Source organism: Azospirillum griseum (assembly GCF_003966125.1).
In the GTDB taxonomy this organism is placed as follows: Bacteria; Pseudomonadota; Alphaproteobacteria; order Azospirillales; family Azospirillaceae; genus Azospirillum; species Azospirillum griseum.
Window position 1 is genome coordinate 1 of the sequence record NZ_RXMA01000081.1, and the last position, 2,195, is coordinate 2,195.

The 2,195-nt window shown below is 59.4% G+C and carries 2 protein-coding genes; both read right to left on the reverse strand.

Annotation, left to right across the window (positions count from 1 at the left end; all coding sequences use genetic code 11):
• Positions 1–497 precede the first annotated feature (497 nt).
• A complete protein-coding gene (locus tag EJ903_RS26135) occupies positions 498–1,019 on the reverse strand; it encodes a helix-turn-helix domain-containing protein (protein ID WP_126620797.1) in 522 nt (173 codons plus the stop codon).
• A complete protein-coding gene (locus EJ903_RS26140; RefSeq protein WP_126620798.1) occupies positions 913–1,458 on the reverse strand; it encodes a hypothetical protein in 546 nt (181 codons plus the stop codon). The genes EJ903_RS26135 and EJ903_RS26140 overlap by 107 nt, the downstream gene beginning before the upstream one ends.
• Positions 1,459–2,195: the final 737 nt, after the last annotated feature.

Here is a 2,195-nt window from a genome sequence, read left to right on the forward strand (position 1 = left end):
CGAGTCTACCCGCAGCGACTCCCGCTGAAAATCCCCGACCGCACCACAAGCCAAGCCGATTCATCTATTTTGAATCGGCTCCTTATCGCGAAATTAATCGCGGAATTTACTCCTTTCGCGACAGACTTCTGAAACACCAAAGCCGTTGGGATTCCCGTCCCGCGCCTGGATGATGTCGCAAAACTCCTGAGTTCCGCGAGGCAAGCAGCCGGCACATGAACGCCCCTTGCCTCATATTCTCAGGTCGTTCTCAGATCCCGGACAATCAGCCCACTTTCGTGTAGTGACCCCTACTGGTTATGAGTCCGGACCCTAAGGAATGGCTGACGGCGCCGCATCCCGAACTCGATGGTCAGCGGCCGTTCGATGTGGCGGAGCACGAATGGTGATGCGGCTGCTGGACTGCATGATCTACGGCCTGCTGGTTTAACCAGAACGACGAAGGGCGGCACGAAGCCGCCCTGTCGGTGTCATGCTGCTCTTCCGGAAGGCCGTGATCACTCTGCCGCCGTCGCCACCTTGTCCACGACCTCGTCAACAACCTCAGGATGGCGGGCGATCACATGAAGAAACAGCCGGGTCGCCGTATCCTGTGGTGACCGTTCCTGCTCCCAGTTCCGCAGGTTGCCAAGTTCGAACCCGAAGCGGGTGGCGAACTCGCGCTGCGTGAGGCCCATGCGCTCGCGCAGGGCCGGGATGTCCACCGGCGGCGGCTCGCTGCGGCGCGAGCCGTGTACGCCCATGGACTCCAGGCTGGCCAGCAGGCCGGCCAAATCGGAGACCGCCGGCAGTTCGACCGGCACGATCTCCACCTTGGTCAGCCTGTTCACCGCGTCATGGGCCTTGCGGAGGGTAAGGCCGTTGTCGGTCAGCAGCCTCGCCACATCCACAGGTCGGGTCACGCCGTCGGCGTCAGGTCGTAGAACCAGAACCGCCGTCGAACCGGAACCGTTCGGGGACTTGCCCCCGACGGAGACCTTGCGATCGAACGCCTCCCTCAATGACAACCGCTTCGACATTGGTGTCCTCCTTGGCCGCGTTGCACAGGGCGTTCAGACCGGATCGGGACAGGACACCACGCAAGGCCCGCCCGCCATGACCGTGGATGTGGAAGTCAGTCAACCACAACTCCGATCCGCGGATCTCGAGCCGGGTGAGCATGTCCACCTTCCCGACGTAGGTTCCCTTCCGCCACATGAACGCGTAGATCACGAAACTGGGAGGCGACATCACCTCGAAATCCTTCGCCCAGTCGGACGAGGCGATCTCCAGGAGCACCTTCCATTCACCCCAAAGGTACGCATCATGCGTACCAAAGTCAACGCCCTCGATCGGCTCACGGTCCAGATCGTCGGCCGCGGCGGTCGTGACCGCCGCAGTGTTGTCTCCGCTGGAGCCGGTGGCCTCCACCGGCGGGTTGGTCGAGGCCACCATGGCCTCATCGTTGTTCTTCGACATACTCTTCTTCTCCTTGCCGGTCTTCGCCGGCGCAAGTGTCCTCCTTCCGGCGAAAGGGATTTCGCCGGCTGCGGAACGGGTTGATCGTATTTAGGCCACCCTATGTTCGGGAGGCCCAGGTTCTGGCAATTGACCGCCGGTCGCTACGTTACCTGACCATGCTTGCGTTCCGCTTTGGAGATGGGGATCATGATTTCCTCGTCGTACTCGCTGGTCAGTCCGTTGCTGCCGGTCTCACCGGTCAATGTGGTCACATCTTACCTGAGTGGATCCGAGAACACCTAAATTCACGTCGCGTGGAATCGTTAAAAAGTTTGCTGACATATGGTGGCGCATGTTTGGTCATCCTTCTCCTCCCCTGATGTTGGAAGAGGGTGTTGGCGATCCGGGCCCGAACGGGTCGGTCGAGAAGGACACCAAGCAACCTTCTTGACGCCTATTGTACGCTGATGGAGTGAAAAGAAGATGATCAGATTTTTAATCAAGAATTCACAAATTTTATCCATCAAGAAGAAATAACCCTGCACGAATTCACCTGACGTTCATCGATCGGACGCTGTGGCACTGGAGTGCTCCACGGTCGCATTCCACATTCGACGGCCTGAACAAAACGGGAAATGCTTTGCGAAGCCAGAGTGCCGGGCGACAAGACTTTGGTGCGTAATTCGGCTTGGGTGCGAAGCACACCCGATCCGACGTGACGGTCAGGAGACCTTTTGGGAGGCCGGCATGCCGAG